This window comes from Paeniglutamicibacter quisquiliarum (assembly GCF_019084045.1).
GTDB classification, from domain to species: domain Bacteria; phylum Actinomycetota; class Actinomycetes; order Actinomycetales; family Micrococcaceae; genus Paeniglutamicibacter; species Paeniglutamicibacter quisquiliarum.
This window is the reverse complement of the sequence record NZ_JAHRED010000007.1, coordinates 141651-168548: the sequence shown is the minus strand read 5'-3', so window position 1 is coordinate 168548 and position 26898 is coordinate 141651. Positions and strand designations below refer to the sequence as shown.

At 65.9% G+C, this 26898-nt stretch carries 21 protein-coding genes and 3 tRNA genes; 21 read left to right on the top strand and 3 right to left on the bottom strand.

The features are described from left to right. The first annotated feature begins 72 nt into the window (after positions 1-72). Entirely contained in the window at positions 73-1134 is a 1062-nt protein-coding gene (locus tag KRR55_RS13795; protein ID WP_217389680.1) for a hypothetical protein, read from the top strand. Continuing rightward, positions 1131-1481, top strand: coding sequence for a GntR family transcriptional regulator (locus KRR55_RS13790; RefSeq protein WP_217389679.1), 351 nt, complete (start codon positions 1131-1133; stop codon positions 1479-1481). Before KRR55_RS13795 ends, KRR55_RS13790 begins: the two co-directional genes overlap by 4 nt. Positions 1482-1513: 32 nt before the next feature. Here KRR55_RS13790 and KRR55_RS13785 read toward each other — a convergent pair whose 3' ends face one another. After that, positions 1514-1741 carry an RNA-binding S4 domain-containing protein gene (locus KRR55_RS13785; protein WP_217389678.1) on the bottom strand — a complete coding sequence of 76 codons (228 nt, stop codon included), beginning with the start codon at positions 1739-1741 and terminating at the stop codon, positions 1514-1516. A 144-nt stretch (positions 1742-1885) separates the two neighbouring features. Between KRR55_RS13785 and KRR55_RS13780 the strand changes: the two genes are divergently transcribed. The 5 genes from KRR55_RS13780 (at position 1886) to KRR55_RS13760 (ending at position 7164) form a co-directional block, all read left to right on the top strand. Continuing rightward, the gene (locus KRR55_RS13780; protein WP_217389677.1) at positions 1886-2866 is read left to right on the top strand and encodes a DMT family transporter; all 981 of its coding nucleotides are present in this window, start codon (positions 1886-1888) and stop codon (positions 2864-2866) included. Next, positions 2863-3852 carry a DMT family transporter gene (locus KRR55_RS13775; RefSeq protein WP_217389676.1) on the top strand — a complete coding sequence of 330 codons (990 nt, stop codon included), beginning with the start codon at positions 2863-2865 and terminating at the stop codon, positions 3850-3852. The genes KRR55_RS13780 and KRR55_RS13775 overlap by 4 nt, the downstream gene beginning before the upstream one ends. A gap of 175 nt (positions 3853-4027) precedes the next feature. Then, the gene (locus tag KRR55_RS13770) at positions 4028-4621 is read left to right on the top strand and encodes a carboxymuconolactone decarboxylase family protein (protein ID WP_217389675.1); all 594 of its coding nucleotides are present in this window, start codon (positions 4028-4030) and stop codon (positions 4619-4621) included. Positions 4622-4856: 235 nt separating this feature from the next. Continuing rightward, positions 4857-6242, top strand: coding sequence for a glycine--tRNA ligase (locus tag KRR55_RS13765; protein ID WP_217389674.1), 1386 nt, complete (start codon positions 4857-4859; stop codon positions 6240-6242). A gap of 4 nt (positions 6243-6246) precedes the next feature. Further along, a complete protein-coding gene (locus tag KRR55_RS13760) occupies positions 6247-7164 on the top strand; it encodes a GNAT family N-acetyltransferase (RefSeq protein WP_217389673.1) in 918 nt (305 codons plus the stop codon). Between the two features lie 83 nt (positions 7165-7247). Here KRR55_RS13760 and KRR55_RS20530 read toward each other — a convergent pair whose 3' ends face one another. Then, entirely contained in the window at positions 7248-11150 is a 3903-nt protein-coding gene (locus KRR55_RS20530; protein ID WP_217389672.1) for an endo-alpha-N-acetylgalactosaminidase family protein, read from the bottom strand. 421 nt (positions 11151-11571) lie between these two features. Between KRR55_RS20530 and KRR55_RS13750 the strand changes: the two genes are divergently transcribed. The 14 genes from KRR55_RS13750 (at position 11572) to KRR55_RS13685 (ending at position 26214) form a co-directional block, all read left to right on the top strand. After that, a complete protein-coding gene (locus tag KRR55_RS13750) occupies positions 11572-12129 on the top strand; it encodes a dihydrofolate reductase family protein (protein WP_217389671.1) in 558 nt (185 codons plus the stop codon). A gap of 245 nt (positions 12130-12374) precedes the next feature. Then, positions 12375-13571, top strand: a complete 1197-nt coding sequence (dusB, locus tag KRR55_RS13745; protein WP_217389670.1) for a tRNA dihydrouridine synthase DusB — start codon at positions 12375-12377, stop codon at positions 13569-13571. Positions 13572-13579: 8 nt separating this feature from the next. Further along, positions 13580-14863 carry a deoxyguanosinetriphosphate triphosphohydrolase gene (locus KRR55_RS13740; protein ID WP_217389669.1) on the top strand — a complete coding sequence of 428 codons (1284 nt, stop codon included), beginning with the start codon at positions 13580-13582 and terminating at the stop codon, positions 14861-14863. Between the two features lie 71 nt (positions 14864-14934). After that, complete coding sequence (gene dnaG, locus KRR55_RS13735; protein ID WP_217389668.1) at positions 14935-16812, top strand: DNA primase; 1878 nt, start codon at positions 14935-14937, stop codon at positions 16810-16812. A 66-nt stretch (positions 16813-16878) separates the two neighbouring features. Then, a tRNA-Asn gene (locus KRR55_RS13730) sits at positions 16879-16954 on the top strand. A gap of 251 nt (positions 16955-17205) precedes the next feature. After that, the gene (locus KRR55_RS13725) at positions 17206-18630 is read left to right on the top strand and encodes a lipase maturation factor family protein (protein WP_217389667.1); all 1425 of its coding nucleotides are present in this window, start codon (positions 17206-17208) and stop codon (positions 18628-18630) included. Between the two features lie 64 nt (positions 18631-18694). Beyond that, entirely contained in the window at positions 18695-20377 is a 1683-nt protein-coding gene (locus tag KRR55_RS13720; RefSeq protein WP_217389666.1) for an ABC-F family ATP-binding cassette domain-containing protein, read from the top strand. Between the two features lie 97 nt (positions 20378-20474). Continuing rightward, positions 20475-20547 (top strand) — tRNA-Asn (locus KRR55_RS13715). A gap of 162 nt (positions 20548-20709) precedes the next feature. Then, entirely contained in the window at positions 20710-21585 is an 876-nt protein-coding gene (locus KRR55_RS13710) for a phage holin family protein (RefSeq protein ID WP_217389665.1), read from the top strand. Between the two features lie 163 nt (positions 21586-21748). Continuing rightward, positions 21749-22369, top strand: coding sequence for a CDP-alcohol phosphatidyltransferase family protein (locus tag KRR55_RS13705; protein ID WP_217389664.1), 621 nt, complete (start codon positions 21749-21751; stop codon positions 22367-22369). Beyond that, positions 22357-23268, top strand: a complete 912-nt coding sequence (locus KRR55_RS13700; protein ID WP_217389663.1) for a DMT family transporter — start codon at positions 22357-22359, stop codon at positions 23266-23268. The genes KRR55_RS13705 and KRR55_RS13700 overlap by 13 nt, the downstream gene beginning before the upstream one ends. Positions 23269-23360: 92 nt before the next feature. Beyond that, positions 23361-24548 carry a glycosyltransferase gene (locus tag KRR55_RS13695; RefSeq protein WP_217389662.1) on the top strand — a complete coding sequence of 396 codons (1188 nt, stop codon included), beginning with the start codon at positions 23361-23363 and terminating at the stop codon, positions 24546-24548. A gap of 126 nt (positions 24549-24674) precedes the next feature. Then, positions 24675-24748: transfer RNA gene (locus tag KRR55_RS13690), tRNA-Ile, on the top strand. A 275-nt stretch (positions 24749-25023) separates the two neighbouring features. Continuing rightward, a complete protein-coding gene (locus KRR55_RS13685) occupies positions 25024-26214 on the top strand; it encodes a glycosyltransferase (protein ID WP_254456202.1) in 1191 nt (396 codons plus the stop codon). On the opposite strand, the gene KRR55_RS13680 is transcribed toward KRR55_RS13685, so the two are convergent. After that, positions 26211-26732 (bottom strand): M23 family metallopeptidase, encoded by a 522-nt coding sequence (locus tag KRR55_RS13680; protein ID WP_217389660.1) that lies wholly within the window; start codon positions 26730-26732, stop codon positions 26211-26213. The genes KRR55_RS13685 and KRR55_RS13680 overlap by 4 nt on opposite strands. Between the last annotated feature and the right edge of the window lie 166 nt (positions 26733-26898).

Here is a 26898-nt window from a genome sequence, read left to right as displayed (position 1 = left end):
GCCACCTGTTTGTATTGCTTTATTGATACAAGCGGGTGGCTGGTTGGCTCCCGTTCCAACAACGGGAGCCCCATGGTCAACGGATTCGCCCTACTGCTGCTCCTCGGCTTTTCGGTCGGCATCGTCCTGCTTGTCAGGCGAAACATCTTCACCCAGCAACGCTCCAACTTGCTGTCGCTTGCCGCCGCCGGCACCATCATCGAGCGGGCCAACGCCGGCAGGGTGCTGCGCAGCCTGCGGGCACGCACCGTCGTGGCACTGGCGGTGATGGCCTTGGGCGGCGTCGCGGCGCTGGTCCTTCACGCTGAATACCCTGGCGCGGCCGGGCTGCCCCTGGCCGCCGCCCCCGCAGCTATGTGGGTCCTGGCCGCCCTGGTCTTCGTGGCCTGGCGCATCCCGCACGAGTTCTCCGACATCTCCCCGGAATTATCGCTGCACACCAGCGCCGAGCTGACGCCGCGCTCGACCGGAATGTTCGGCCCGGCCTGGGGGATCGTGATGCCGGCGGTGTTGCTCGGGGCATCGGCCGCGGGGCTCGTCGTTGCAGGGATCCTGTCGGGACCGGACGAGCGGGGACGCTTCCGCAACCTCCCATACGTATCGGCCGGCGGCGCGGAACTTGACCAAAACATGGTCGTGACCCAAGTCCAGCTGGGGGCCGGATCGATTGGGCCGTTCCCGGGGTGGTACTACGGAATCCCGGTGCTGGCGCTACTGATGTTGGGATCCGGGCTGGGTCTGTGGGCACTGAGCTCCAATGCCCGTCGACCGCGGATGCGCGGGATGCGGCTTCGTGCCTTCGACGATGCGGTGCGGACCAATGTCGGCTACGTGGTCAGCACGGGCTTTAGCGCGATGCTCTGCTTCCAGGTAGCGCCCTTGCTGCTGTTCGCGGCCTCGGCCCTGCACGGTTCCGGAATGAACGCGCCCTACGTCGTGGGCCAGGTCTTCGATGGGGGCGGTGTGCCCGGCATGACTGCGGATCCATTGCTGACAGCGCTGGCGCTGGCCATGGCCGTGGTCGCGTTGTTGCTACTGATTGTCGGCGCCGTTCTGCTGGTGCGATTGCTGGGGTGGGTGGGGGCAACTGTGCGCCCGCTGCAGTTCCCTGCGACGGCCCGGGCCATTGCATGATCACCCTGGACGCATCGCATCCCAGCGGACCTGCCGAACAAATCCGTGCGCAAATAACGGCTCTGATCCAGTCGGGGGAGCTGGAGGCGGACGACCGGTTGCCGTCGGTGCGCCAGTTGGCCGGCGACTTGCGGATTGCCGCCGGAACCGTTGCCAAGGCCTACAAGGAACTGGAGGCCGCAGGACTGGTGCGCACGGGACGCGCAAACGGTACTCGCGTGAATCCCGGCCAGCTGCTCGACGCCCCGGCCTTGCGGGAAGTTCGACGTCTTGTGGCAGCCGCGCGCAATGCGGGCATGAGTTTGGATGATGTGCAGGGGATCGTGGCGGTTACCTGGAACGCATGATTCCGGACGCCCGCCCTGGGGGCGGACGGTTGCTAGGCGGTCTCCACGCGGATGGTCTCGCCGTGGACGGTCACAGTGTCGCCATTGCGGATCTGGGCCCCGCGGCGCGTCTCGATTTCGCCGTTGACCTGCACCAGGCCATCCTCGATCAGCTGCTTGGCGTGGAATCCGTCGTCGGCCAACGATGCCAGTTTCAGCAGTTGACCCAGTCGAATCGACTCGTCGCGGATTTGGATGGGGAATGTTTCGGAATTTGCCATGTATCCATCATGGCGCATCGGCCGACCGCATATGCACGAGCGGAGGGCGTGAGGCAGGTTTTGTGGTGTTGGCGACATAATGCCCATGCCTTGGGGGCTTCGCAGTAGGTTGCACTAGTAGGAAACCCGTCCCCAAGGAGATCAGTGGCACGCCCCGAACCGCAAGCACATGCAGTCCCCTTGGCGCTGGCCGCCTCGGCCGGGATGCTGATGCCCCTGCAGGCCTTGATCACCTCCGAGGGCGCGGGGTTCCTCGGTGGGTACCTTTCGGCGGCGTTTCTCAGCGCGCTCACGTCCCTGGCCTGCCTCCTGGTGGCGAGCGTGGCGATTCCCGGGGCCCGTGCAGGGTGGAGGCAATTCGGCTCCGTGTGGCGCGACCGCACGATCCCGAGGTGGTTCCTGTTGGCCGGACTGGTCGGCTCGTATTACATGGTTGCCCAGGCCATGAGCGTGGGCAGCATCGGTTTGGCACTCTTCGCCGTCGCGGTTGTCGGTGCCAGGACCCTGTCGAGCATCGTCATCGACATGATTGGGTTCAGCCCGGCCGGGAAGCAGCCGGTCACCCGCATCCGACTCCTCGGCGCGGGGCTATTGGTCATTGGCGCGGTGATTGCCGCCTGGGGTACGGGAGCGCAGGCGGCCGAAGCGCCCCGGGCCCTTATTGCCCTGGCCGTCGCTGCCGGGGCAGGACTTTTGGTCAGCTTCCAGCAATCCATGAATGGCCGTGCCGGGAAGGCCTATGGCTCCACCACCACGGCAACGGCCATCAACTACGTGGCCGCCGCTGCCGGGTTGCTGCTGGCCATGGCACTTGCGGCCGTGCTGCGGATTGAATCATTCGGGTTCTCCCACGCGCCTCTGTGGTGGATGTACTTTGCCGGGCCGCTGGGCATCCTCTTCGTTGTCACGGGTGTCACCCTGGTTCCCCGGCTGGGGGCACTGCTTTTGGGCATGGGGCTGGTGACGGGGCAATTGGTCGGCTCCCTCGTCATGGACCTGGTCATTTCGCCCGAATTGGTGGGTGCAAACGAAATCGTCGGAACGCTGGTCACGCTGGTGGCGGTCCTGGTGGCCTCGTGGCAACCCAACGGGCAACCACGCTGGAAGACACGGAAGGCATCATGATTTCATCGCCGGCTCCCGCCCTGCGCAAGAAACGCTCCCTGGCGCCCCTCTATGTGGCGACCGCCGTGGTGGCCGGGTTGGCGATGCCAATCCAGAGCCGGATCAACGGCGCCCTGGGGCTCCGGCTGGGGGATCCGGTGGCCGCCTCGCTGGTCAGCTTCACCTCCGGACTGATCGTGCTGGCCATCGCCTCACTGCTATTGCCCGGTGCGCGCGCCGGGGCCATGGCGATCCCGCGCGCCCTGCGCGAGAGGCGTTTCCCCCTCTGGTACCTGGCAGCCGGCTGCGTCGGCGCTTTCGTGGTGATCTCCCAGACGCTGACGGTGCCACTGCTGGGCGTCGCGCTGTTCACCGTCTCCATCGTCACGGGCCAGACACTGGGTTCCCTGTTGGTTGACGGCATCGGCTTCGGGCCCGGCGGGCGGCGGCGCATCAGCACGCTCCGCGCGCTCGGTGCCGGATTGACCATTGCCGGCGTCATCTGGGCCGTGAGCCCCAGGATGGGGTCGGCCGCATCCATCGCCGTCCTGCTGCTGCCGATGGCCATCCCGCTGGTGGTGGGCTTCCTCATGGGATTCCAATCCGCGGCCAACGGCGTCCAGGCGCAGGCCTACGGGACGCCGGTGGCGGCAACGCTGGTGAACTTCTTCGTCGGCGGGCTCATGCTCGCGCTCCTGCTGCTGGTGCGCCTGCCGCTGGTCGGGCTCCCGGAGTCCCTGCCCGCCCAGTGGTGGTACTACCTGGGCGGCCCACTGGGATGCGTGTTCATCGGGCTTTCGGCGTTCCTAGTCAAGCACCTGGGCGTGCTGCTGACCGGATTGGGCATGATCTGCGGCCAACTCGTTGGGTCGCTGCTCATCGACGTGGTCGTCCCCGCCCCCGGAGCCGTCGTCAACGGTGCGACGATCGCCGGGACGCTGTTGACGCTTGCGGCCGTCGCGCTGGCCTCGATCCCCTTTGGCAGGATGCGCCGGACGCGGAAATAGCCGCAGCCGCCGTCCCCGGACGGTGGGGGACCGGACAAGGATGCCCGGAGATTTGGGGCATCGGCCCCATGTACCTGCGGGCCCGACTGGCCTAGGATCGCGCCAACAGGGAAAAGAGAACGGGCATGGAAGCGCGGCCGAATCCCTGTCGATGGGAACCGGGAGGCGCCACGCCATGAGTATTCTCCACACCGCCGGCGAGGGCGAGGCGCAGGGCGCCGTCGCCGCCGCGTATGCCGCCGACCGGGCGGCCCTGGGGTACGTCCCCAGCCACACCAAGGTGCTGGCCATCAATCCCGAGGCCTTCGAGGCATGGAAGGCCCTGCAGGGGTCGATCGCCGGCTCGCTGGGCATGCGCAGATACGAACTGGTGACCCTGGCCGCGGCGCTCGGGATCGGGTCCCGGCACTGCCGGCTGGCCCACGGAAACAAGTCCCTGAAGTACTTCGATGAGCAGGAACTGCTGCGCATCGCCAGGGACTACCACACCGCCGGCCTAGAGGAGGCCGAGGTCGCCATGATGGACTTCGCCGTGAGGCTGAGTACCGATTCGGCCGCCATGGAGGAGACCGACAGCCGGCGACTGCGCGATCTCGACTTCTCCGACCGGGAAATCGTCGACATCGCACTGGCGGCGGCGGCCCGGAACTACCTCAGCCGGATCCTGCAGGCCCTGGACGTGGACGTCGACGTGCCGCCGAAGCTCGGCGAGGAGATGCGCGGCGCCCTTCTGGACCCGCTCGATGCCCTTCCGGCGGTCGCCGACTGATCCGTGCCCGCCGGAGGGACCTTGACGCCGGGGATCCGCTGCCGGGGATTCGCTGGGTGCCCCCGCGCCCAAGGGGTCCCGGACCTCACCCGGGGCGGGAGCCAGGGGGTGGTCCGCCTCACGGCCACGGGCCACCGGGACGCTCGAACTTCACAACCCAAACACGTTAGGCTGGGCGAGTATGTTTTCGCCCAACGGACCGCAACCAGCGGCCTCGTGAACCATTGGAGTTGTTATGGCGCCTCAGTCCAAGCTCGATCAAGTCATCTCCCTCGCCAAGCGGCGCGGCTTCGTCTTTCAGGCCGGTGAAATCTACGGCGGATCCCGCTCCGCATGGGACTACGGACCCCTGGGCACCGAATTGAAGGAAAACATCAAGCGCGAATGGTGGCAGACCTTCGTGCGCGGGCGCGAGGACATGGTGGGACTCGACTCCTCCATCATCCTGCCCAAGGCCGTCTGGGAGGCCTCGGGCCACGTCGCCACGTTCACCGACCCGCTGGTCGAGTGCACCTCCTGCCACAAGCGCCACCGCCAGGACCACCTCCTCGAGGCCTTCGAGGCCAAGAAGAAGCGCAAGCCGGTCGACGGCATGAGCGAAATCGCCTGCCCCGACTGCGGCACCAAGGGCCAGTTCACCGAGCCGCAGATGTTCTCCGGGCTGATGAAGACGTTCCTGGGCCCGGTCGACACCGCCGCCGGCATGGCCTACATGCGCCCGGAAACCGCCCAGGGCATCTTCGTTAACTTCAACAACGTGCTCACCGCTTCGCGCAAGAAGCCCCCGTTCGGCATCGGCCAGATCGGCAAGGCGTTCCGCAACGAAATCACGCCGGGCAACTTCATCTTCCGCACCCGCGAGTTCGAGCAGATGGAAATCGAGTTCTTCACCGCGCCCGAGGACGCCCCGGCGTTCTTCGACAAATGGGTCGAGGACTGCTGGGCCTGGTTCCTGGACCTGGGCATCAACGAGGAGAACCTGCGCCGCTTCGACGTCCCGGAGGACGAGCGCGCCCACTACTCGGCCGGCACCATCGACTTCGAGTACCGCTTCGGCTTCCAGGGCTCGGAGTGGGGCGAGCTCATGGGCGTCGCCAACCGCACCGACTACGACCTGACGTCTCACTCCAAGGGCTCGGGCACCGAGTTGAGCTACTTCAACCAGGCCACCGGCGAACGCTACACCCCGTACGTGATCGAGCCGTCCTTCGGCCTGACCCGTTCGATGATGGCCTTCCTGGTCGACGCCTACGTCGAGGACGAGGCCCCGAACGCCAAGGGCGGGGTGGACAAGCGCACCGTGCTCAAGCTCGACCCGCGCCTGGCCCCGGTCAAGGCCGCGGTGCTTCCGCTCTCGCGCAACGAGGACCTGTCCCCGAAGGCCAAGGCGCTGGCCGCCGAGCTGCGCAAGACCTGGAACATCGACTTCGACGACGCGGGTGCCATTGGCCGCCGCTACCGCCGCCAGGACGAGATCGGCACCCCGTTCTGCATCACCGTGGACTTCGACACCCTCGAGGACCAGGCAGTGACCATTCGCGACCGCGACACCATGACCCAGGAACGCGTGGCACTGGACAAGGTGCGCACCTACCTGTCCGAGCGCCTCAACGGAGCCTAGGAACATGTCGACACTCGAATTCCGGCCCTGGCGGGACGGGGACGACCTGGCGCTGCTGGAGATCTTCGGCGACCCCGCGTCCCCGCACGCCCACCAGGACCGCACGATGTTCCGGAACGATTCCAACGCGCCGTTCAGCCGCGCGCTGGTGGCCACCGACCAGGGCATTGCCGTGGCGGCGGGCGTGGTGTTCGCCTCGACGTTGCACCCCACGCGGCTGTGGCTCTACGTCGAGGTGGCGCGCGAACACCGGCGCACCGGGGTCGGCACCGAACTGGTGGCGCGGCTGCGCGCCCTGGTGCCGGCCGGCCAGCCCTCCGAGCTCAAGGCCCGCTACACCGTGACTCCCGGAACCGATGCCGCGGCCGCGGCGGGGTTCTGCGCGTCGCTGGGCATGGCGGAAATCCAGGTTGCCCGCGACGTCGTGGTGGAGCCCGGCGGCCTGCAGATGCCGGTTTTCCATGACGACGGGCTGACCCTGGACGACATCGCCACCGGCAGCGTGGAGCTGACCAAGTTGGTCGTGGAGTTCTACAACTCGACCCATGAGTGGGACCCGGCAAACATGACCCTCGGCAGCGCGCAGAAGATGCTGCTCGACGACGCCACCGGCGCGCAGGGCGTGATCGTGCTGCGCGACAGGCCCAAGGCGCAGGGCGGGAAGATCCTGACCTTTGCCATCAGCTACACCCCGGCGCGCGCCGATGCGCCGGCGGACGTGCTGCTGGGCTGGAACCCGGAACTCAGCCAGGACGAGTCGGCGGAGCCCATCCGCGGGATGTTGGCCATGCTGGCGCACCAGCACCCGGTGAAGCTGGAGGTTGACGGCTCCATGCCCGTGCTCTCCTCGCTCATCGACATCCTGGTTGCCGCCGGCCAGGCCACCGTCATCGCGACCACGCACATCGTGGCCACCGCGTAGCCGCACCGCAACAACGCCGATGGCGCCGGATGCCCCCGTAAAACGGGGGCATCCGGCGCCATTGTCGTTTGGCAGGCGGGTGCCTACGAGCAGGTGAACTTCGCGTCGGCCCAGTCGGCGTGGTCGTTCCCGTTGCCGTCACCGGCAACGTCGGCCACCAGGTCCACGTACTGCGCCCCGGTGATGTCGGCGCTCAGCGCGTGGGTCGCGCTGCTGGCGCGCATCACCGGGGAGGCGGCGACTGACTTGCCGTCGGCCAGCACGGTGAAGCCGACCGAGCCCAGGGTCTTCTGCGCGTCGTCGATGCCGACGTCGGCGGTGAAGGATGAGCACTTTCCGCCCGTGAAGTAGCGCACGGTGCTCGGTGCGTGGGCACCCAGGCCCTTGGCGTAGACCACGCCGTTGAGCGTCAGGGCAGGACCGTCGCCCTGCCCGTTTTCGCCGTTGGCCCTGTCCCGCTCCACCGGGCCCCAGCCGTTCTCGGCGCTGACCCACTGGTGGTCGCTGGCGTAGACGGTGCCCGCGGGAGGTGCCGGCAGCGTGTACACGGACACGTCGTCGGACACGGTGCGCGCCCCCACCGGGTCGGCGGTGGTGGTGTAGGTCGCCCGCGTGCCGACGGTGTAGTCGCCGTCGGCGGATGCCGGGGGAACCACCTTCCAGGTGGTCTTCAGTGTCGCACCCGGTGCCAGCGTGTGCGCGGAGGCCGCGTCCCGGGCGGTGGCGGTCCAGCCCTCGGGGAGTTCGAGTCCCACCTCCAGGTCCTTGATGTCCGCCGGTTCGTCGCTGGTGAACGTCGTGGTGAACGTGTTCTCCTGGTCCTGCTTGATCACGTCTCCCTGAAGCGCGACGTCGACCTGCGCGCAGGCGGGGATGCCTGCCGCCTCGCCGAGGTCCTCGATGAGCAGGTTGTCCAGCGAGAAGTCGGCCTCCGAGTTGCCGCCGACCCGTTCCAGGCCCACCCAGGTGTCGCCGCAACCGCCGGCGACGATGGTGTCCTGGAAGCGGGCGGTCTCCAGTTGGCTGGGCAGGGCGGTGGTCTGGGTCTTGACCGTGCCGCTGGCCGCGGCATAGCCGCCGACCCAGTTGTATTCGCCCGCCAGCGCGTTCTGGTAGTCGAAGCTGACCCGGTACTCGTGGCCTGGCTTCAGCGGGAGCGTGTAGTTGCTGGTCCGGTACACCAGGCCCGGGCCCCCGCCCGGCGCCTTGTTCTCGGCATGGGACTTCAGCGACCAGCTGCCGTCGATGACGTCGTCGGTCTTCTTCCCGTTCCAGCCGGACTGCGTGTAGGGGGCGTTGAGTTCGGCCAGGTGGGTGCGGGGGTCGGTGGACCCGCCGGCGTTGCCCTTCACGAACGGCCCCCAGCCCTGGTCGATGTCCTCGAAGTCCTCCGAGATCACCCCGGCGGTGGGGACCTTGGAGGTTGAAACGACCCGCACGTCGTCGATGCGCACCTTGGCTGCACCCTGCCCGGCGGAGATCCGCAGCGTGGGGTTGCCCGTTGCCTTCACGTCCACGAGCACGCGCAGCCGCTGGAAGTTGGTGCCGTGCTTTTCATCCGCGGCGACGTAGTTGGTGGCCCGGGAGCTGGAGATGGTGTTGGATGCCGATTGCATGCCCTCGCCCGTGACGGAGAGGGTCGTCTCGCGCGTTTGTCCCTGCTCCACCTCGACCCAGGCGCTGACCGAGTAGGTTCCCGGTTTCAGCTCGCCCAGCCGCTGGGTGATCGCCGCGGGGCCCTCGCCCAGGACGGCGTAGCGGTGGCCCTTGGCGTTGCGTTCGGTGGCGGCGGCGCCGGAGGGGTTCCAGGCCGTGAGGGTGGCGGCGTTGAAGCCGGGGTCGGCGACGGGTGTGCCCTGGCCGAAGCCCGGGGCCTGGGGCAGGACCGGCCGGTCGTCGCCGACCAGCACGTAGGGTTGCCCGGCCTTGGCGGTCAGGGTGAGCTTGCCCCGGCGCGCCGTCGGCTCGCCCGCCAGTTCGCGCCCGGTGTCGGTGAGCCGGTACAGCTTGTAGTCGCCGTTCTGGCGGAAGCGTTCGGGCAGCGTCCAGGTGCTGGTGCCGCCATTGGCGCTGTAGTGGTAGAACTTGGAAGGTTCACTCGTGCCGGCCTCGTAGGTGCCGTCGGCGGCCCAGGGCAGCAGGTAGGTGTCCCCGCGCAGGACCTCGGTTCCCGAGTCGGTGATGACCCTTTCGGCCGCCGAGGTGCCGGTGACGGTCACGCCGCCGGTGAGGTCGATCCGGTCCTTTTCCCACTTCATGATCTCCTGCTGCTGCAGGTACTTGGCCGGAAGGTTCTTCTTCCAGATGTTTTGGTAGAAGGCGTTGTAGTCGGTCTGCCCCGTCCAGCCTTCCCATTCGACGATGTTCGCGTTGCCCAGCAGCGGGTGCGGGTTCCAGGTGTCCTTCTGCGAATTGAGTGCAAAGCGGATGATCTCCGAGTTGACGCCCTTGTTGTTGGATCCGCCGTAGTTCTCGTCCGTGGCCCAGTGCGACCAGGTGTTGTGCCTGTCCAGCGAATAGGCCCACTCGGAGCTGACGCGGAAGCCGTTCTTGACCAGTTCCTTCTGCAGGCGATCGGCCAGCCAGCCGTACTGGTAGTAGACGTCGACGTAGACCATGTCCAGGTTCTCGTCGGTCTGCTCGCGGAACTTCTTGATGCGCTCGGCCAGGTTTCCGGTGAGGATATCCTTGCGCTGGTTGATGTAGTACGACTGGTCCAGCCAGCTCCAGCCCTTGGCCTTCGGGTCCACGAGGTCCTCGGAGAAGAACTTCGATTCGGGGTAGGCCTCGGTCTGGTTGATGTGCACGCCGTAGGAGGCGTTCCACTTCTTGCTGGCCTTCAGGAGCTGGTTTAGGTCCTTCAGGCCTCCGGCGCGGGTGTTGTAGTTGTCGGCGAAGTCGGTGTTGGCCGAGTCGTGGCCCTCGCTGCCGAACCCCTTGAGGATGGCAGACTGGCCCAGCCCGTCGGTGGCAAGCGCGATGCGCTTGGTGTCATCGAGCGTGCGCAGGAACGGGTGCGTGGCCTGGGAGGCGAAATTGAATGGGATCCGCTGCACCACCTTGTCCTTGACGTCGCCGCCCTTGTGGGGGAGCACCGCGATGTCGCGCAACGCGATGGCCGCGTCCTGCCAGTTGACGGTGTGATCGCCGTTGGCGTCGGCGGTGATCTTCACCTTGGACCACGGCAACTCCTCGGTCTCGTTCGATTCGTTGGCGCGGTAGAGCCAGTCGCCGCTGGAGATGCCCACGCGCACATGCTCGCCGTCCTTGACGGCCTGGCGTTCGAAGCGGCCCTGGCTGCGGTAGCCGGGGCCCGCCGAGGTGTCGTGCAGCGAGTTCGACTCGAGCGCGGCGGCGAGATCGCCGGAGTTGGCCAGCGCGAATGCCGACCCGCGTGGTTCGGCGTCGACGGGCGTGGAGTCCGTGACGTTCGTGAAGGTGTCACCGGACTTCGCGCGGTCCACGGAGATGTTGGCGGTGGCGACCTGGGCGCCGGTGACGGCCGAGGACACGCTGACCAGGTTGTTCCCGGGGATGCCCAGCGTGCGGACCTTGGTGTCGGTGCCGTCCTTGATGCCGGTGACGCGGAAGGTCATGACGGAGTCCTCGACGCTGATCCGCGCGTCGATGGCGGCACCGGGAATGCCGGGAACGGTGAGACGGTAGTCCATCGCCGAGCCGTCCACCGGCTCCGAGGTCACCACGACCTTGTGGGTCTCGCCGTTGACCTTGATTGCATCGATCGCCTTGGTGCTTGCCTCAAGGGATGCCGAGGTCGAGGCATCGGTGTACCTGAGCACCTGGGGGAAGTCGCGGGAAACCGTGACCTTGAGTTCCGCTGAGGAAATGGTGCCCGTTGCCCCGTCGGGTGCTTCGGGCATGGCGCTCGCGCCGGCCATCCCGAGGGGGACCAGCGCGGACGCCGTGAGGGCTCCGATCGCCGTGAGGCTGATGGCTCTTCGAGTCTTGCGTGGTGAACTTCGCATCGTGCTCCTTGTTAGTTGCGAGCGGTCCAGGCTCACACGACGTCCCCACCCAGCGCGGTGCCAAACCGTACAGATATGTTATGGATAACAACCATAGTGTGACACGGCCCACTCTCGTTGGTAAAGGTATTTCTCGAAGTTCTTGCTTCCGCGCTGGGCTGGGAAAGGCGCCAAATTGTGATCCATAGCAAGCGGTGGCGACGAGGGGCAGCCAGGGGGCGTTGCCGGGGCCGGGGGCCTTGCGAGCAGGGTCATGCGCGTGGCCTCCCGCGGGTGTATTGTGTCTGCGCCTCCGCCTCGCACTGCCTCCCGACCTCCTTGACGCGTGCCACGTGCCACTTCTACGGTCGATGTACACGCCGTGGGCATGATGGCCCGCTGCGTTCGTCGCGGGAGCCGATGGCAGAGGAGGAATCGTCGCATGGGCCTTCTAACGTTCATCATCAACGTCACCCTGGATGGTTGCGTCGACCACGAGGAGGGTATCGCCGACGACGAGACGCACGCCCACTACACTCGCCTGCTGGACGAGAGCGGCGCAATGCTCTGGGGCCGCACCACCTACGAGATGATGGAGAGCTACTGGCCGGCGGTCGCCCGCGGCGACGTCGGTGCGCCGCCGGCGATGCGGGAGTGGGCGCTCATGCTGGAGGCCAAGCCGAAGTATGTCGTGTCCTCGACGCGAAGCGACTTCCCGTGGGCCAACAGCCACCACGTCGCCGGCGATCTGCGCACGTCGGTGCGGGAGCTCAAGGATCGGACCCCCGGGGGAGTGCTCGTCGGAAGCGGCAAACTCGCGACGGGGCTGGATCGACTGGATCTGATCGACGAGTACAAGTTCCTCGTCCATCCCATGATCGCCGGCCACGGCCCGACCTTGTACCAGGGCGGGCTGCCCGGCACACGACGCCTCGAGCTGATCTCGGCGGAGCCGCTGGGCAACGGCGCAATCGCCGTGCACTATCGACGGGCGGAGTGAGTTTCGCCGCGCGACGGCGGCGCACGCGACCGCGGCCACCGGCAGGAAGGCGAGGCACATCGCGCCGGCCGCCGACCAGAGCTGACGGGTCTCCAGCTTCGCCCCCGAGGAGACGATCCTCTTGGCCGCCCTTCAAGTCCAGCCGCCCACGATGTTGCACGGCTGCGCCTGGTGCCATTCCCGGTGTGATGCACAAGTTGGCCCCCGGCCGCCACGGATTTGGATCTATTTGAGAGAATGGGTTAGTGACTGCAATTTCCGACGTAACCCAGACCGGCGCGCCCTCGACGGCGAAACTTGAGCTGCCCCCGCTCCAGCTGGGCAAGCACACCATTGACACCCCGGTGATCCTTGCCCCCATGGCAGGCATCACCAACAAGGCCTTCCGCCGGCTCTGCCGCGAATACGGCGGCGGGGTGTACGTCACCGAGATGGTCACCTCCCGGGCCCTGGTGGAGCGCAACGCCGAGTCCATGCGCATCATCTCCCACGATCCGGATGAGGAACTGCGCTCGGTGCAGCTCTACGGCGTGGACCCCAAGACCGTTGGTGCCGCCGTGCGCCTGATCGTCGAGGAAGACCGCGCGGACCACATCGACCTGAACTTCGGCTGCCCGGTGCCCAAGGTCACCCGCAAGGGCGGGGGAGCGGCGCTGCCCTGGAAGACCGACCTCTTCACCTCCATCATCAAGGCGGCCACCACCGAGGCCGCCCGCGGGGACGTGCCCTTGACCATCAAGATGCGCAAGGGTATCAACGAGGACCACCTCACCTACATCGAATCGGGCAAGATCGCCCGCGACCACGGCGTTGCGGCCGTCGCCCTGCACGGGCGCACCGCCAGCCAGTACTACTCCGGCAAGGCCGACTGGGACGCGATTGCCAAGCTGCGCGAGTCCCTGCCGGACATGCCGGTGCTGGGCAACGGAGATATCTGGAGCGCCGAGGACGCCGTGGCGATGGTCAAGCAGACCGGCGTCGACGGCATCGTCGTGGGCCGCGGCTGCATGGGCCGCCCTTGGCTCTTCGGGGACCTGCAGGCTGCCTTCGAGGGCACCGACACGCGCTACACCCCCGGACTGGCCAAGGTCGCCGAGACCGTCTACCGCCACGCGGAACTGCTGACCGAATACTTCGAGGACGAGTTCAAGGGCCTGCGCGACATCCGCAAGCACATGGCCTGGTACTTCAAGGGCTACCCGGTCGGCGGGGACATCCGCTCCGCCCTGGCCCAGGTGCCCACCCTCGAGGTGCTGCGCGAGCTGCTGTCCCAGCTGGATCACTCCATGCCGTACCCGGGCAAGGACGCCGAGGGCCAGCGCGGACGCGCCGGCTCCCCGAAGAAGACGCACCTGCCCGACGGCTGGCTTGCCACGCGCGAGATGGACGAAAAGCACAAGGCCATGATTTCCGCGGCCGAACTAGACGTTTCCGGCGGCTAAGGAGCCCAATGTTGCAGATTCCCGGATACACCGAGGCGGACCAGGATCGCTGGGTACCCGAACCGCCCAAGAAGGCGTACCGGACCGCGTTCGAGCGCGACCGCGCCCGGGTGCTCCATTCCTCGGCGCTGCGCCGGCTGGGGGCCAAGACCCAGGTCGTGGCCCCGTCCTCCGACGACTTCGTGCGCACCAGGCTCACCCATTCCCTGGAGGTGGCCCAGGTGGGCCGCGAGCTCGGCGCCACCCTGGGTTGCGACCCGGACGTGGTTGACACCGCCTGCCTGGCCCACGACCTGGGCCACCCGCCGTTCGGGCACAACGGGGAGAACACGCTCAACGAACTGGCCGGCGACATCGGCGGCTTCGAGGGCAACGCGCAGACCCTGCGCCTGCTCACCCGCATCGAGACCAAGACCTTCCGGCACACCGGTGCCTCCGCCGGGCTGAACCTCACCCGCGCCTCGCTGGATGCCGCCTGCAAGTACCCGTGGCTGCGGGCCGACGCCCCGGAAAAGAACGGCAAGAAGACCAAGAAGTTCGGCGTCTACGTCGATGACGCCCCGGTCTTTGACTGGCTGCGCTCCGGCTCCGGCGCCCGGCCGCGGCAGACCTGCATCGAGGCCCAGGTCATGGACCTGGCCGACGACATCTCCTACTCGGTGCACGACGTGGAGGACGCGATCAACGCCGGGCGCTTCCAGCTGCGCTGGATCAAGGACCGTGCCGAGCGCGCCAGGGCCATCACCTTCACCCGGCAGTGGTATTTGCCACACGTGGAGGACGACGTCATCGATGCCGCCTTCTCCCGCCTCGAGGCCACCAACGAATGGGTGCCGCACGCCGACGGCTCGCGCCGCTCCATGGCGGCGCTGAAGGACATGACCAGCCAGTTCATCGGGCGCTTCTGCCAATCCGCCATCGACGCGACCCGCGAGCAGTTCGGGCCCGGGGAACTGACCCGCTTCAACGCGGCGCTCATCGTCCCCGAGTCCACCGAGCACGAGATCGCCGCGATGAAGGGCCTGGCCACCGCCTACGTGATGACCAGCGACGAGCGCAAGCCCATCTACGCGCGGCAAAACGAGATCCTGGGCGAGCTGGTGACCCTGCTGGCCGAGACCGGGGACAAGTACCTCGAGCCGCTCTTCGCCGCGGACTGGCGCGACGCCGCCGACGACGCGGGGCGGCTGCGCACCGTCATCGACCAGGTGGCCTCGCTCACCGACGCCTCGGCCATCGAATGGCACGCCACCCTGGTGCTGGGCAAGAGCTTCAACGAACGCCTCTTCTAGCTCCGCCGCCCGATCCACACCCCGCAGCGAAACGGCGCATGCGCTCCCGTTTCGTCACTAGACTGGGTGGTATGGCAGGCCTGATTAAGCGTGAAGATATCGACGAAGTCCGCAACCGCACGGACATCAAGGAAGTCATCGACGGGTATGTGACGCTGAAATCCGCCGGTGTCGGCTCGTGGAAGGGCCTGTGCCCCTTCCACGACGAGCGTTCCCCGTCCTTCCACGTGCGCCCGCAGGTCGGCTCCTTCCACTGCTTTGGCTGCGGCGAGTCCGGCGACGTGATCGCCTTCATGCAGAAGATGGACCACGGCACCTTCTCCGAGACCGTCGAACAGCTGGCCGCCCGCGTCGGCGTCGAGCTTCACTACGAAGACGGCGGCACCGGCCCGCGCCGCGAGGACACCGGCCGCCGCCAGCGCCTGCTCGACGCGCACAAGATCTCCGAGGAGTTCTTCCGCGAGCAGCTCACCACCCACGGTGCCGAAACCGCCCGGAAGTTCCTCTCCGAGCGCGACTTCGATGCGGAGGCCGCCGCGCACTTCGGCGTCGGCTACGCACCCCAGGGCTGGGACGCCCTGCTCAAGCACTTGCGTGGCCGCGGCTTCCACGACGAGGAACTCAAGCTCACCGGCATCTTTTCCGAGGGCAACCGCGGGATCTACGACAGGTTCCGCGGCCGGTTGATCTGGCCCATCCGCGACCTCACCGGTGCCACCATCGGGTTCGGTGCGCGCAAGCTCTACGAGGACGACCAGGGCCCCAAGTACCTGAACACCCCCGAGACCCAGCTCTACAAGAAGTCCCAGGTCCTTTACGGGGTCGACCTGGCCAAGAAGGAAATCACCAAGACCCGCCAGTTGGTCGTCGTCGAGGGCTACACCGATGTGATGGCCTGCCACCTGTCGGGCATCGGGACCGCGGTGGCAACCTGCGGCACCGCCTTTGGCGCGGACCACATCAAGATTGCCCGCCGGCTGTTGCGCGACGACGGATCCGGCGGCGAGGTGGTCTTCACCTTCGACGGCGACGCCGCCGGCCAGAAGGCCGCCCTGCGGGCCTTTGAGGAAGACCAAAAGTTCATTGCCCAAACCTACGTCGCGGTGGAGCCGAGCGGGGCGGACCCGTGCGACCTGCGCCAGACCCGTGGCCCGGAGGCGGTGCGCGAGCTCATCGACTCCAAGCGCCCGCTCTTCGAGTTTGCCATCAAGGCCGGCCTGAAGAACTTCAACCTCAACACCGTCGAGGGGCGGGTTCAGGCGCTGCGCGTCAGTGCCCCCATCGTGGCGGAGATCCGCGATTCGGCCATTCGCCCGGCCTACGCCCGTGAACTGGCCGGGTGGCTGGGCATGGACATGGAGGACGTCAACCGCGCCGTGGGGGCCTCGGTGCGCCGCAACCGGATGCCCAAGTCGGCGGAACCTGTCCACGGCAACGCCGGCCATGCGGCACCGGAGCAGCCTGCCGCCCCCGTCTACTCCCGTCCCGATCCGCGCGACCCGGTCTCACGAATGGAGCGCGAGGCGCTCGAGGTTGTGCTGCAGCAGCCGGCGCAGCTGACACCCGAACAGTGGCAGGCATTCTACGATGCCCGGTTCATGGCACCTGCCCACGCCGCGGTCCACGATGCCGTCCGCGCCGCCGGGCTGGCCGGCGCCACCCCGTCACAGTGGGTCGAGGCCATCCGCCAGGAAGTCCCCGAACCGCTGCGCTCATTCGTTTCCGAGCTGGCAGTGACTCCGTTGCCGGCCAACAGCAACGAGGCATTGCTGCGCTATTGCAACGACATCATCAATCGCCTTTTCGAGTTGCAAATCACACACCTGAAGGCAGAGAAGATGGGGGAGCTGCAACGCATGGATCCCGCGGGCGATCCGGAGGGCTTCCAGCGCATCAATCGGGAGCTTTTGGAGCTGGAATTGCGCCGCAGGGCGCTGCGCCAGGACTAAGCGCGGCGCGGGTCCGGGACGATTTTTGTTTTCCCGGAACCTTGTGTAGAGTATTTTTCGTTGCATTCCTCCGTAGCTCAATTGGCAGAGCATTCGACTGTTAATCGAAGGGTTACTGGTTCAAGTCCAGTCGGAGGAGCCAAATCAAAGGAATCCGTATTTTCTTCACAGGAAATGCGGATTCTTTTGTATTTAGAAGCTGCCCGGGCAGCCGGGGCCTCTCCCGCCCTCGACATGGCGGCCAGGCATTCATCGCGCTGTCCTACAGGCGAACGGCAAACCCCCTCGAGAACTGCCTGCTTCGCCGAATGTCGGTGACCGGCTCGGCGAGAATGCCGGAAACCGGTTCCCTCCGGCATGGTCGTACAGTCCCGGTGAATCTAGTCTGGTTCCATGGAATGGCTGGCGGCTACCGACTACGGCATGGCCCGGGAAATCCTGCAACGCGGCGTCGCGTTGATATATCTGATCGCCTTCATTTCCACGCTGAACCAGTTCCTCGCCCTCGCCGGCGAGCACGGATTGCTGCCAGTGCCCAGGTTGCTGCGCGGCCGCGGTGCCCGTGGACCGTCGCTGTTCAGCCGGATGGGGTACTCGGACAGGAAACTGTCGACCGTGTGTATCGCCGGGTGCGTCATGTCGGGGGTGCTGGTCCTCGGCCTTCCCCAAATGGGGCCCCCTTGGCTGCCCTTGGCCGGATTCCTGGCGCTGTGGGGCCTGTACATGTCGATCGTCAATGTCGGACAGATCTTCTACGGTTTCGGCTGGGAAATGCTCTTGCTGGAGGCCGGGTTCACCGTGGGCCTGCTCGGTTCCCGGCAGGTCCCGCCGCCGCAAACCATCCTGCTGCTGATTGCCTGGCTGGTGTTCCGGTTGGAATTCGGGGCAGGCATGATCAAGTGGCGTGGCGATCAGGCCTGGCGCAACCTCACGGCCATGTACTACCACCACCAGACCCAGCCAATGCCCGGACCGTTCAGCCGCCTGGCGCACTTGGCCCCGCGATGGTGGCATCGCTGCGAGGCGGCGGGGAACCACGGGGCGCAATTGGTGGTTCCGTTTCTTCTGTTTGCGCCCCAGCCGATCGCCTCCATCGCCGCCGGCATTGTCATTGCCACACAGCTCTGGCTGGTGGCGACCGGCAACTTCGCCTGGTTGAACTGGATCACCATTGTGCTGGCCTTCTGCCGGGTCAGTGATCCGGTGCTGCACCGGATCATTCCCTGGCTACCGCCGGAAGGTGTGCCGCCCGCCGAGGCTCCGGTGTGGTGGACGGTGGTGGTGCTGGCCGGCACGGTGATCCTGGCCGTGGCTTCGATTCCGGCGCTGCGCAACCTGTTCTCCCCACACCAGCGCATGAATGCATCCTTTAACCGGTGGCAATTGGGCAATGCCTATGGTGCGTTCGGCACGGTGACCCGGGAACGGATCGAGGTCGTCATCGAGGGCACCGAGGACGAGGCTCCCGACGAAGCGTCCTGGCGGGAATACGGGTTCAAGGGGAAACCGGGGGACGTGGACCGGCGGCCGCGCCAATTCGCGCCCTACCACCTGCGCCTGGACTGGATGATGTGGTTCCTGCCCTTTGACTCCATCCACCAGCGCTGGTTCCACGCGCTGCTGTCCAGGCTTTTGGAGGCCGACGCCCGGACCCTGGCGTTGTTGCGCCACGATCCGTTCTCCGGAAGGCCGCCGCGCTTCGTGCGCGTGCTGACCTATCGCTACCGTTTCGCGACCGCCGCGGAGCATCGAAGCACCGGCGCCGTTTGGGTGCGCGACCGGCGGCTGCTGGTGATTGGTCCCGTGCTCCGGCAATGAGGCGCCGCCCGTCCCTGCGCGAGACGGTGGGGAGACCGCGCCGGGAGGTCAGTAGGATGGGACGGTGGCTCATATCGACGTATCCGACATCCATTACTTCCTCTCCGACGGAACCCAGCTCCTGGGCGGCGTGACGTTCAAGGTCACCTCGGGATCCAAGACTGCTCTCATCGGCCCCAACGGGGCAGGAAAGACGACGCTCTTCAAGATCATCGCCGGCGACCTCAAATCGGATGAAGGTGCGGTCAGCCGTTCCGGCGGCATGGGCATCATGCGGCAGTTCGTTGGCCAGGTGCGCGACGAATCCACCGTGCGCGACCTGCTGGTCTCCACCGCCTCGGCGGACCTGGCGGCTGCGGCGAAGGCCGTGGACGAGACCGAGCTGCTGATGATGGAGTCCGACGACGAAAAGGTCCAGATGCGCTACGCCCAGGCCATCATCGACTGGGGGGACGCCGGCGGCTACGAACTGGAAACCGCGTGGGACAAGGTCTGCATGGCGGCCCTCGGGGTGCCCTTCGACCGCGCCGCCCACCGCCTTGCCTCGACGCTCTCCGGCGGAGAGCAAAAGCGCCTGGTGCTCGAGGCCCTCTTCGAAGGTCCCGACGAATTGCTGCTGCTCGACGAGCCGGACAACTACCTCGACGTCCCAGGCAAGCGCTGGCTCGAGGCGATGCTCAACGACTCGCCGAAAACCGTCCTGTTCATCAGCCACGACCGAGAATTGCTGAACAACGCAGCGAACCGCATCGTCACCCTCGAGCCCGGCCACTCCGGGGCCACCGCGTGGATCCACGGCGGGGCGTTCGGCTCCTATGTGGAAGCACGGCGCGAACGCAACGAGCGCTTTGAGGAACTGCGCAAGCGCTGGGACGAGGAACACGCCAAGCTCAAGGAGTTGGTGAACATGTACAAGAACAAGGCGGCCTTCCGCTCCGACATGGCCAACAGGTACCACGCCGCGCAAACCCGCCTTGCGAAGTTCCTCGAGGCGGGCCCGCCCCAGGCCATCCCGTTGGAGCAGAACGTCAACATGCGGCTCAAGGGCGGCCGAACGGCCAAGCGCGCGATCGTGGCCGAGAAACTTGAACTCACGGGCCTGATGAAGCCCTTCAGCAACGAGATTTGGTTTGGGGACCGCGTGGCGATCCTAGGATCAAACGGTTCGGGCAAGTCCCACTTCCTGCGGCTGCTGGCGGCCGGGGGAACGGACCCGGAACGCGAACACCTGCCCGTCTCGGAGGTCGAGATCGCCGAGGTCCCGCACAACGGAACCGTGAAGCTCGGTGCGCGCATCCGCCCCGGTTTCTTTGCCCAGACCCACAGCCGACCCGACCTCATGGGCCGGACACTGCTGGATATCCTGCACCGGGGCGACGAACACCGCTCGGGCATGGCCCGGGAGGCAGCCTCCGGGGCGCTCGACGGCTACGGCCTGGCCGGCCAGGCGGAGCAGAAATACGATTCCCTCTCCGGCGGACAGCAGGCACGTTTCCAGATCCTGCTGCTGCAGCTCTCGGGCGCAACGCTGCTGCTGCTCGATGAACCCACCGACAACCTCGACCTGCACTCGGGGGAGGCCCTGGAACGTGCCATCGAATCGTTCGTGGGCACCGTGCTGGCCGTGACCCACGACCGCTGGTTCGCCCGCTCCTTTGACAGGTTCCTGGTGTTCGGCTCCGACGGGAAGGTCTATGAGTCCGCGGAACCGGTCTGGGACGAGGGCCGGGTCCAACGCCAGCGGTAGCGGCGGCCGCCCCCGTGGTTGGGGGCGAAAGGGGCGCATGGGGCGATTCCGATTTGGGTTTCCAATCGGGGCTCTGGTAGTGTTTTACCTGCTTCATTCCTCCGTAGCTCAATTGGCAGAGCATTCGACTGTTAATCGAAGGGTTACTGGTTCAAGTCCAGTCGGAGGAGCGTACATGAGAAACCCCGTTCTCCATTGGAGGGCGGGGTTTTCTTGTCTTCACGCGATCTCATACCCTGGGTGTACCTCTTCAGGTTGAGCCGTTTAGGCACGTCCGGGTGATAGTTTTGGGTGGAGCGGGCCGGGCCTAGGCCGCATGAAATGGAGACACCATGTCTGGATCGGAATCGACTGGAACCCAATACCAGTCAACGCCACGAACCATCAAGGGACAGGTGGGCGGACTAAGCCACCTGATTCCAAACCAATTGGCTGACGAAGCGCGCATTGCCGCCATCGTCCTCAAGTCAAAGGGCATCAGCGTCGGCATTGCGGCAGGCGCCGGAATCGTGGCGCTGGCATTGCTTGGCTTGATGGTGATTGCCTTGGTCGTGGCCCTGATAATGGGCATCGGTACCGTCATCGATCCGTGGCTGGCAGCGCTGCTCGTGGCGGCCGGCTTCCTGGTCCTTGCACTAATCTTTGCGGCATTCGCCTTCTTCAAGATCAAGAAGTCCATGCCGCTGGTGCCGGAGGAAGCGATCCGGGGAATCCGGCACGACCTCGGGGTGGTCAAGGACGGCAGCGCCTTCGATGTTTCGACGCTCGATGAGCCGAAGCCATCGAAGAAGAAGGATGAGAAGGACGCCAAGAAGGACGATGCCCACGAGGCAAAGGCCGAGAAGCCCACGCACAACGAGTTGATCATCCGTACCCGTGAACGTCGCGAGGAGATTGCCCTGCATCGCGATGGCCTGGGACAAAAACTTGAGGCTCCCCTTCATCTGGGAGAAAAGTTCTCGGACGCCGGGCAGGCCGCCGGCGATGCGGTGACCAAGGCCGCCGGCAAGGCCAGGCACCTGGCGGACACCGCTTCGGAAAAATTCTCCGAAGGGGCGGAACGGGCAACCGGAAAGCTTGCCTCGCTCAGCGGTCTCGAAGGCGACAATGCCAAGGAGGCCCTGCGCGAACGGTGGCGGCCGTTGGCCATCATGGCCGGATCGGTGACGATGTTCTTTGTTTTCCTGCGCAAGTTGGTGCGCAAGTAGGCAATGCCCCGGTGCGGTCAGGCTGAAATTCCTGAACCGTTCCACCCCCGGACGCCGTTCCTGCAGCAGTTTCGAAGCAGGACGAGCGACACCTGAGGAAAACAAATGCCCTTGATTAGCCCACCAGCCCCGGACCCCGGAACAGACCATGAAAGAGGAGGGCATGCGCATCTTTGGAGCGGGAACACGCGACAATTTTGAATACCGCGAGCTCACCACATTCTGGACGGTTCCGAACCTGATAACTGTCCTCAGATTCCTGCTGGTACCGCTATTTGTCTGGCAGACGCTGACCATGCACTACGGCTGGGCGACACTCACCTTGGCAATCCTCGGTTCCTCCGACTGGATCGATGGCTTTGCTGCCCGGCGCCTCGACCAGATATCCACCGTTGGCAAATGGCTGGACCCCGTCGCCGACAGGGTGGCCCTGATTGTCATCGCCACGACCTTTGTGGCCACCGGGATCGCCCCTGCTTGGCTGGTGTTCTCCATTGTGATCCCCGATGCCGTATTGATCATCAACGCGTGGGTGCTCTTTCATGGCAACCCCAACCTGCCGGTCAGCAACCTTGGGAAATTCCGTACCGCCCTGCTATTGGTCGGAACCCCGTTGTTGCTCCTGGGGAACACCAACTGGGGCAGGGGAACAATCCTGGGCGACATCGCGACCTGGGCCTTGGCACTGGCCTGCGTTCTCCACGTGATTGCGGCGGTGCAGTATTTCCTACTGGCCCGGCGCAAGGCCAAGGCTCTCAGGTCGGGAACTGAATGGTCTGGCTAGCGGTCACGGCCGCGATCGCCGGGGCGTTCTTTCTGGCATTTGGAACGCAGCGGCAATCGAGCGCGGTGCGTGCCAGCGCCGGCGGACTGGACGTCACAGGATGGGGGCTGCTCCGACTTTTCAGGTCGCCCCGCTGGGTGTTCGGGCTGCTTTTGCTCGCCATGGGGATGAGCCTGAATGTGTATGCCTTGGCAAGCGCACCGTTGACGGTGGTCCAACCCATTGGTGCGATTGCGCTGGTCATCACCACGGTGGTCAATGCCCGCGAGCACCACATCAAGATGAACCGGCCCACGATCCTGGCGATCACTGCCTGCATGGTGGGCAGCGCGGCGTTCGTCTTCCTGGCCATCGAGGTCAGCGCCGAGGAACACCGGATCACCAGTGGCCAGGAACTGGTCACCATATTGATCCTGGCGATCGCCGTGGCCGTATTCGGTGGAGCGGTGGTGCTGTTGCCGCATCGGCTTGGAGCGTTCTTCTACATCCTGGGCGCCGGGGTCCTTTTCGGGTTCGTGGCGGTGTTGGTGCGCACCATATCCGTGTCCCTGCTGGATCCCAACGGCCGATTCCTGGCCAACGTTTCCTGGTATTCCCTTATAGCCGTGGCCGTTGCGGGACTGTTGGGTTCCTACTTCGTGCAGAATGCCTATTCGAAGGGCCCCCCGGACTTGGTCATTGCCGGGCTGACGGTGATCGACCCCATCGTGGGGATCTCCATCGGGATTGTGATCTTGGGTGAATTGGATCCCAATGTCCAACCCGCCATGGCGCTTAGCATGGTGGGCGCCGGATGCATTGCTATCGTTGGGGTAATCGCGCTATCGCGCCATCACCCGGACGTGCTTGAACGCAAGGCCGAGGCCAAGCGGCGCACCAGGGTTGCCGATGGCAAATAGTCGATGACAAACCCCTGTTATTGCCCAACCAAGACAATGAAACGACAACCGTGGCCTCGAAATGCGGTCATGTCAAGGAGTGAACACACCCCGTGACGGGCGAGAAACCATTGAAGATCGTGATTGCGGCGGATACCTATCATCCGGACGTCAACGGGGCAGCAGTTTTTTGCTACCGGTTGGCCACGGCCATGACCGAGCGCGGGCACGAGGTGCATGTCATGGCCACCCGGCCGGACAAGGGACCCACGGTCACCGAGGTCCTGCCCGAGGCCACCGTCCACCGGTTGCGCTCGCATGCGGTGCCGACCCACGAGTACTTCCGCATTTGTTTCCCCTGGGAAGTGAACCCGGAAATCAAGGCGCTGCTCAACGAGATCAAGCCGGACGTCGTCCACGCACAGTGCCACTACATGATCGGCCAGGGCGCGCTGGCCTTCGGCAAGAAGCAGGGCATCCGGACGGTGGCGACCAACCACTTCATGCCGGAGAACCTGGATCCGTTCCTGCCGTTCCCCCAGTGGTTCAAGCGGATCGTGGCCCGCAACTCCTGGCGCGACATGGGCAAGATCATGGGCAAGGCGAACGTCGTCACCACGCCGACCCCGCTGGCGGCCCGGGCCATGACGCAGTATGCGCGTTTGGGCAAGGTCCTCCCGCTGTCCAACGGCATCGAATCCAGCAACTATGAACTCGGGGCCACGGAGACGATCGACCGCAACCCGTACCCCACGATCCTGTTCGTTGGCAGGTTGGCGGTGGAGAAGAACGTCAATGAAATCATTGACGCCCTGTCGCTGATGAAGACCGTGCCCGACGCCCACCTGGAAGTCATTGGCGGCGGCGAACAGCGGGGCCCGCTGGAAAAGCTGGCCCGGGAAAACGGGGTTGCGAGCCGCGTGCACTTCCTTGGCCACGTCGATGACGAGGAACTCCGCAGCGCCTACCTGCGCTGCGACGTGTTTTGCCAGCCCGGCACCGCGGAACTCCAGTCCCTGGTGACATTGGAAGCCCTGTCTGCCTCCAAGCCCGTGGTGCTGGCCAACGCGATGGCGTTGCCGCACCTGGTCGATGACGGGGTCAACGGGCACCTGTTCGAACCGGGGGACCGCGCCGAACTGGCTGCCAAGTTGGACTCGATCCTTGCGCTGGCACCCGAGGAACGAGCCGTCATGGGCAAGGCCGGGCACGCAAAGGTCTCTGTGCACAGCCACAGCAAGACCATGGATACCTTCGAGGCGATCTACCGCGGTGCCGTGGCTGAGGACTTCCTTCCCTAATATCGGTGCTGGCCATGGGTTTTTGGCAGGGAAAGATGAAAAGCCGCGGGGGAATCCATTAGGATGGCTGGGGATGTTTCACCGAATCCCGCCAGTGGCGGGGAATTGATGGTTCATTCCGATGTTGGGGCGGTAGCTCAGTTGGTCAGAGCAGGGGACTCATAATCCCTTGGTCGTGGGTTCAAGCCCCACCCGCCCTACATGTGAAAGGCCTAGCCGAGATCTCCGTCAAGGGATTTTGGCCGGGCCTTTTTCGTTGGCTCATGCTTTGCTGGGTTGGTTTCGCGCAAAGACGCCTGATCCTCCGCGTTCCCGCGTGAAGCCCGACGTGGCTTGCCCAGTGGTCGACGCATCTCCGTTAGGCTCGATTTGCGGCGGCGAGGTGAAACCTTCGGCCATTGGCCCGGGCATGCACCGCACGCCGAACATACTTCTTTACGCACCGAAAGGACGCGCCCGGTAAATGCATTGCGTCATGTTTGTCGACCAGCACCCCGACACCCTGGGGGGAATGCAAACCTCCGTGCGGCTGCAGCGGCGGTTCCTCGAGCTGGCGGGGCACCGGGTGACGATTGTTTCGCCCAGATACCGGGGCAACCATGCAAGTGACCCGGCGGTCATCGAGCTCCCCTCCGTGCCGCTGGGGCCGGGGGAGTATTCCATGACCATCCCCGGCAAGGTCAGCGACAGGTTGCTGGCCGCCGCCATGGCCGCCCGCGGGCCAATCGACGTCGTGCACGTCCAGGCGGACTTCTGGCAGGCCATCATCGGCTACCGCTTCGCCAGGGACAACAACCTTCCGGTCGTCCACACCATGCACAACCGGCTCGATGTGGGAATCGCCGCAACGATGCCGCTGCCGGGCCTGGTCCAGCGCGGGTTCGGCCTCGCGCAGAAGGCTTTCCTGCACACCGGCCTGCCAGTGGCTGCCAACGCATGGACATACCTGCGAAGGTTCACCGACCGTGCCCAACGAGTAACGGCCCCCTCCAGCCATTTCGCCCGGCTGCTGCAGGACGAACACGTCTTTGCACACGTCGATGTCGTCCCCAACGGCATGGACGACGGAATAGCGGCGGGGCTGCTGGCCCGGCCGCCGGCAGAACCCGGCCCCCGACCGAGGCTGGCGTGGGTGGGGCGGTTCAGCGCGGAGAAGCGCCTGCTTCCATTCCTGGACGCGGTTGCCATGTCCAACATCGACGCGGAGATCCATGTCTTTGGCGACGGCGCGGATCGGGCCAAGGCGGAAGCCAAGGCCAAGTCAATGGACAAGCCGACAGTGGTCATCCGCGGCAAGGTTCCCTACGGGAAAATGCTTGACGAGCTGCGTCGGGCCGACGCCTTGGTCCAGACGTCCCAGGGATTCGAGACCCAGGGCATGACCGTCTATGAGGCTGCTGCCCTGGGCACACCGTCACTGCTCAGCGACCGAAGCATCGCCGACGACCTGCCGGAGGGGGTCTATTGGCTCACCGAGGACGACTCAATCGGCGGACTGGCCGACGCCCTGGGCAGGTGCGTCGATGAGCTGCGGTCGGGCCGCGGACCACAGACGTCTTCCTTCGACCCGGCGTCGTTCCTGCAAAGCCGGCAGACCCAACTCATGGTTGAGGTCTATGCGGCGGCGGATCGCGAATTCAGGTCCCAGGGCCAGCCCCAAGGCTAATCCAGCGGCAGAAGGATCGAGGGACGGGTATCGATGATCGTGAGCAACGGATCGATGTACTCCCCGTCCAGCCGCAGGCCCCAGTGCAGGCAGCGAGCATCGCAGTGAGCACCGGTTCCGACCACACCGATCTCATCCTTGGCGGAGACGATGGCACCGACGGCCAGGGTGCTGCGCACCGGCTCGAAGCTGGAAAGCAGCCCCGATCCATGGTTGATGACAATGACGGGACGATCCACGATGGTTCCGGAGAAGGACACGATGCCGTCGGCGGGCGCGCTGACGGCGTCGCCGGGCCCCGCCTCCAGATCGGCGCCCCGGTGGCCGCTAAGCCAACGCTGGGCCGGCGGGTCGAATCCGCCCACCACCCGCGGAATCGGTGGCAGCGGCCAGCTCCACGCGCCCGCCGGGGCGGCGCGTTGGCTGGCCGGGCCGGGGGCTGGCGGAAGCCCGCTGGCCGGGGCCAGCAGCACCACGGTGCCGATCGCGAAGCCTGCCAGGGCTGAAACTGTTTTCATGCCCCCAGCATGCTTCGGCCGGGCCGGCCCGCCGGCCGCTGCCCGCTGCCCTGTGGAGGGCTCAGCGGTGTGATGCACGTCCCCTGTTCCTGTGCGGACGGGTCAAATTTCGGGCCGCCCGCCTGTAGTACACTTGAGCATGCGGTTCCCTGTGCCCTCTTGACGC

What these genes read in the sequence shown, in the direction of transcription:
- KRR55_RS13680 (WP_217389660.1), bottom strand. Translation starts at nt 26,732, where the DNA reads ATGAAAACAGTTTCAGCCCTGGCAGGCTTCGCGATCGGCACCGTGGTG.
- KRR55_RS13725 (WP_217389667.1), top strand. Translation starts at nt 17,206, where the DNA reads ATGGAATGGCTGGCGGCTACCGACTACGGCATGGCCCGGGAAATCCTG.
- KRR55_RS13775 (WP_217389676.1), top strand. Translation starts at nt 2,863, where the DNA reads ATGATTTCATCGCCGGCTCCCGCCCTGCGCAAGAAACGCTCCCTGGCG.
- KRR55_RS13685 (WP_254456202.1), top strand. Translation starts at nt 25,024, where the DNA reads ATGTTTGTCGACCAGCACCCCGACACCCTGGGGGGAATGCAAACCTCC.
- KRR55_RS13740 (WP_217389669.1), top strand. Translation starts at nt 13,580, where the DNA reads ATGTTGCAGATTCCCGGATACACCGAGGCGGACCAGGATCGCTGGGTA.
- KRR55_RS13790 (WP_217389679.1), top strand. Translation starts at nt 1,131, where the DNA reads ATGATCACCCTGGACGCATCGCATCCCAGCGGACCTGCCGAACAAATC.
- KRR55_RS13760 (WP_217389673.1), top strand. Translation starts at nt 6,247, where the DNA reads ATGTCGACACTCGAATTCCGGCCCTGGCGGGACGGGGACGACCTGGCG.
- KRR55_RS13765 (WP_217389674.1), top strand. Translation starts at nt 4,857, where the DNA reads ATGGCGCCTCAGTCCAAGCTCGATCAAGTCATCTCCCTCGCCAAGCGG.
- KRR55_RS13710 (WP_217389665.1), top strand. Translation starts at nt 20,710, where the DNA reads ATGTCTGGATCGGAATCGACTGGAACCCAATACCAGTCAACGCCACGA.
- KRR55_RS13705 (WP_217389664.1), top strand. Translation starts at nt 21,749, where the DNA reads ATGCGCATCTTTGGAGCGGGAACACGCGACAATTTTGAATACCGCGAG.
- KRR55_RS13795 (WP_217389680.1), top strand. Translation starts at nt 73, where the DNA reads ATGGTCAACGGATTCGCCCTACTGCTGCTCCTCGGCTTTTCGGTCGGC.
- dnaG (WP_217389668.1), top strand. Translation starts at nt 14,935, where the DNA reads ATGGCAGGCCTGATTAAGCGTGAAGATATCGACGAAGTCCGCAACCGC.
- KRR55_RS13750 (WP_217389671.1), top strand. Translation starts at nt 11,572, where the DNA reads ATGGGCCTTCTAACGTTCATCATCAACGTCACCCTGGATGGTTGCGTC.
- KRR55_RS13700 (WP_217389663.1), top strand. Translation starts at nt 22,357, where the DNA reads ATGGTCTGGCTAGCGGTCACGGCCGCGATCGCCGGGGCGTTCTTTCTG.
- KRR55_RS20530 (WP_217389672.1), bottom strand. Translation starts at nt 11,150, where the DNA reads ATGCGAAGTTCACCACGCAAGACTCGAAGAGCCATCAGCCTCACGGCG.
- KRR55_RS13785 (WP_217389678.1), bottom strand. Translation starts at nt 1,741, where the DNA reads ATGGCAAATTCCGAAACATTCCCCATCCAAATCCGCGACGAGTCGATT.
- KRR55_RS13770 (WP_217389675.1), top strand. Translation starts at nt 4,028, where the DNA reads ATGAGTATTCTCCACACCGCCGGCGAGGGCGAGGCGCAGGGCGCCGTC.